This is a genomic window from Streptococcus sp. 79, from assembly GCF_013277425.1.
Taxonomy (GTDB): Bacteria; Bacillota; Bacilli; order Lactobacillales; family Streptococcaceae; genus Streptococcus; species Streptococcus pseudopneumoniae.
The window spans coordinates 1-4,065 of sequence record NZ_VMMW01000090.1 but is presented as its reverse complement, the minus strand read 5'-3'; the positions used below and the strand labels follow the sequence as shown (position 1 = coordinate 4,065).

Sequence of the window (4,065 nt, the reverse complement as noted above, 5' to 3'; positions counted from 1 at the left end):
TCACGGGTGGTTATGACTAGGAAGAGGATGTGTTCCCAGCTATTTTTATTCAGAAATTGATCTCTAATATTTCTTTTAAAAAGCTCATCTAGTGAAACTATAAATAGGAAAAGAAAAAAGTTAGTGTTTTTCAAGTGTTATCTAGTTTCCAAACTATAGTATTTACTGGAAATCGAAAGAAAATATCAGAAAAATTCAGCAAACGTTTTCTTCTTATTTTCTTGACTTTTTTGCTGGTTTGTGCTTGACTTTTACTTGAAATTTGATAGACTATAAACAAATAGGAAAACGTATTCATTTAAAAACGGAGGAATAAGGAATGAATCAAGAAAAACGTTTGCATCGCTTTGTCAAAAAGTGTGGACTCGGTGTGTGTAGTGCTGTTGTTGCGGCCTTTTTATTGAACGCTCAGGGAGTAGCTTTGGCTACAGAGCAAGGGAATCGTCCAGTTGAGACAGAAAACATCGCTCGTGGAAAACAAGCTAGTCAAAGTTCTACTGCTTATGGAGGAGCTGCTACACGAGCAGTGGATGGTAATGTTGATAGTGACTATGGGCACCATTCTGTAACGCATACAAACTTTGAAGACAATGCTTGGTGGCAAGTTGATCTTGGAAAAACAGAGAATGTTGGAAAAGTTAAACTTTACAATCGTGGAGATGGGAATGTAGCTAATCGTCTTTCCAATTTTGATGTTGTTTTGTTAAATGAAGCAAAACAAGAAGTTGCTCGTCAACACTTTGATAGTTTGAATGGGAAGGCAGAACTTGAAGTTTTCTTCACCGCCAAAGACGCTCGTTATGTAAAAGTGGAGTTGAAAACTAAAAATACTCCATTGAGCTTGGCAGAAGTGGAAGTATTCCGTTCAGCAACAACTCAAGTTGGACAGGACAGAACCGCACCAGTAGTAAATCAAACATCAGCATTGAAAGACTACCTTTTTGGTTTAACTTATAATCCTTTGGATATTTTAACTCGCAAGGGAGAAACCTTAGAAAATCGCTACAACACAAGTGCTAAGGAACAAAATGGAGAGTTTGTCGTTGTAGAAAAAATCAAGAAAACCCTCTCTACAGGCACAGCAGATGTTTCCATCAATGGAAATCAAAATGTCTTCCTAGGTGGCTTGTATAAAGCCAACCAAAATCTGCTAGAAAATCAGCCAGAATTGATTAGTCTTGCCCGTGCAAAGGGGACAGTCAGCGTCGATTTACCTGGTATGATTCAGTCTGACAGCCGAATTGAAGCAGATCCTACAACTAGTGGTATGCAGTCTGCGATGAATACCTTGGTTGAAAGATGGACAAAGAATTACTCATCTAGCCATTCCGTTCCTGCCCGTGTTCAGTATGAATCAACTACAGCCTATAGCATGAACCAATTGAAAGCAAAATTTGGTGCAGACTTTGAAAAAGCAGGCGCACCGCTCAAGATTGACTTTGAGGCTGTGCAAAAGGGTGAAAAGCAAATTGAAGTTGTAAACTTTAAACAAATTTACTATACAGCGACATTTGATGCACCGACCAATCCAGCGGCTGTATTTGACAAGAGTGTGACACCTGAAGATTTAAAACAGAGAGGCGTTGATTCACAAACTCCACCTGTATATGTATCAAACGTTTCTTACGGACGTCAAATCTATGTTAAGTTTGAGTCAACAAGTAAGTCTACTGAATTAAAAGCAGCTATCAATGCGGTTATCAAAGGCGCAACAATTGCTCCAAATTCTGAGTGGAGCCGTCTATTGAAGAATACTTCTGTAACAGCGGTAATTGTAGGAGGTAATGCTAGCGGTGCCGCCAAAGTTGTCACAGGAACAGTCGAAAACTTGAAGGAACTCATCAGAGAAGGAGCCAACTTTAGCGCTCAAAGTCCAGCTGTGCCAATCTCATATAAGACTGCCTTCCTAAAAGATAATGCCCAAGCAACTTTACAAAATAGTACAGACTATATCGAAACGAAGGTTACTTCTTACAAAAATGGCTTCTTGAAACTTCATCATAAGGGTGCTTATGTTGCGCGCTACTACATCTATTGGGATGAAATTACATATGATGAACAAGGAAATCCAGAAATCCGTTCACGTCAATGGGAAGATAACGGAAAAAACAGAACTTCAGGCTTCCAAACAGAGATTCAATTTAGAGGAAATGTCCGTAATCTTCGCATCAAGGTTCAAGAAAAGACGGGTCTTGTATGGGAACCATGGCGTACAGTTTACAACCGCACAGACTTACCACTAGTACAACAGCGTACAATTACACATTGGGGAACAACTCTAAACCCTAAAGTTGATGAAAAAATTGTGAATGAGTAACGATTTGATTTACTTGATTCGATAGTAAACAGTTAAGAGGAGAAATTTTGATTTCTCCTCTTTTATGATTGACTTTTGAGAGAATGAAAAGATGAAAAGGGTAACTTCTATAGCAGATTGAAACTAGAATAGTACGTTGTTGCTGTTAAAATATTTCTAGAAATTAAGTTGACTTTCCCAATAGATTTGTTCATGTCTTATTTCAATTCAATATAAAACTAACTTCCAGTTTTCCACAACCTAGCTTTTAGTATGAGAAAAACGCGTTGTTACAGACATAAGGAGCTTTTTGAGAAGTGGGTAATCCGTGCAATCAGATTTGACGGATGTTGGATGTATGATGCGATTGCGCTTGATTTCCTTTGAAATCGTTGACGGGTTTTTTCCCATCTTCTCAACGATGGAACGGAAAGTCTCAGACTTAATTCCACCATAAAAATCCGTTTTAGACTAATTTCCACTTCGGTTAGGTAAGTGGAAGTTACTTTGAGAAGTTACCCCAGCTAAAAATAACAATAAAAAAGAAAAATATCTTGACAACCAATGGAAAATTTTGTTACAATAATAGACGGTACTTTTTACTTTTGGTCTCTCAAGAGTGTACAGGGACGTGCTGACAAATGTTGCAAAAGTACACACAGATGATAGCTGTCACCAAGTGTATCATCACCAAAAATAAAAAAACACAGGAGAATGTAGATGCCTACAATTAACCAATTGGTTCGCAAACCGCGTAAATCAAAAGTAGAAAAATCTAAATCACCAGCTTTGAACGTTGGTTACAACAGTCATAAAAAAGTTCAAACAAACGTTTCTTCACCACAAAAACGTGGTGTTGCAACTCGTGTTGGAACAATGACACCTAAAAAACCTAACTCAGCCCTTCGTAAATTCGCTCGTGTACGTTTGAGCAACCTTATCGAAGTTACTGCCTACATCCCAGGTATCGGACACAACTTGCAAGAACACAGCGTGGTTCTTCTTCGTGGTGGACGTGTAAAAGACCTTCCAGGGGTACGTTACCATATTGTCCGTGGTGCACTTGATACTGCAGGTGTTAACGATCGTAAACAAGGCCGTTCTAAATACGGTACTAAACGTCCAAAAGCATAAGGAAAGGGGATAAAGAGAAATGAGTCGTAAAAATAGAGCTCCAAAACGTGACGTATTGCCAGATCCGCTTTACAATTCACAACTAGTTACTCGTCTTATCAACCGCGTTATGCTTGACGGTAAACGTGGTACAGCTGCTTCAATCGTTTACGGTGCTTTTGAGCAAATCAAAGAAGCTACTGGCAACGATGCACTTGAAGTATTTGAGACAGCTATGGAAAACATCATGCCTGTACTTGAAGTACGTGCACGCCGTGTTGGTGGTTCTAACTACCAAGTCCCAGTTGAAGTTCGTCCAGAACGTCGTACAACACTTGGACTTCGTTGGTTGGTAACAATCGCTCGTCTTCGTGGTGAACACACAATGCAAGACCGTCTTGCAAAAGAAATCTTGGATGCTGCTAACAACACTGGTGCAGCTGTTAAGAAACGTGAAGACACTCACCGTATGGCTGAAGCTAACCGTGCATTCGCACACTTCCGTTGGTAAAATCATGATGCTAGAAACGGTAAGGATGCAAGGTAAAAATAGGAAACTGACGCAGTATTCGACGAATACAAGGAAGTTTATCTTTTTCACACAGCATCCCGTTCCAGCTCAAATCGGCTAACTAACTTTAGCCCGAGTTCAAATT

Annotated in this window: 3 protein-coding genes and 1 pseudogene; 3 read left to right on the top strand and 1 reads right to left on the bottom strand. The window is 39.4% G+C overall.

Translation table 11 applies throughout. The annotated features are described in order from the left end of the window. Positions 1–319: 319 nt before the first annotated feature. A complete protein-coding gene (locus HT729_RS10290) occupies positions 320–2,317 on the top strand; it encodes a thiol-activated cytolysin family protein (protein WP_050086597.1) in 1,998 nt (665 codons plus the stop codon). Positions 2,318–2,582: 265 nt separating this feature from the next. On the opposite strand, the pseudogene HT729_RS10285 reads toward HT729_RS10290, so the two are convergent. Beyond that, positions 2,583–2,743 (bottom strand): annotated as a pseudogene (locus HT729_RS10285) (helix-turn-helix domain-containing protein); the annotation flags it as partial. A gap of 273 nt (positions 2,744–3,016) precedes the next feature. On the opposite strand from HT729_RS10285, the gene rpsL reads away from it, so the two are divergent. Both rpsL and rpsG read left to right on the top strand, forming a co-directional pair. Continuing rightward, a complete protein-coding gene (rpsL, locus tag HT729_RS10280; protein WP_001142332.1) occupies positions 3,017–3,430 on the top strand; it encodes a 30S ribosomal protein S12 in 414 nt (137 codons plus the stop codon). Positions 3,431–3,449: 19 nt separating this feature from the next. Next, positions 3,450–3,920, top strand: coding sequence for a 30S ribosomal protein S7 (gene rpsG / locus HT729_RS10275; RefSeq protein ID WP_000087873.1), 471 nt, complete (start codon positions 3,450–3,452; stop codon positions 3,918–3,920). The last annotated feature ends 145 nt before the right edge of the window (positions 3,921–4,065 follow it).

Bases quoted from the DNA above. Each gene is read 5' to 3' on its own strand.
- HT729_RS10290 (WP_050086597.1), top strand. From the start codon at position 320: ATGAATCAAGAAAAACGTTTGCATCGCTTTGTCAAAAAGTGTGGACTC.
- rpsL (WP_001142332.1), top strand. From the start codon at position 3,017: ATGCCTACAATTAACCAATTGGTTCGCAAACCGCGTAAATCAAAAGTA.
- rpsG (WP_000087873.1), top strand. From the start codon at position 3,450: ATGAGTCGTAAAAATAGAGCTCCAAAACGTGACGTATTGCCAGATCCG.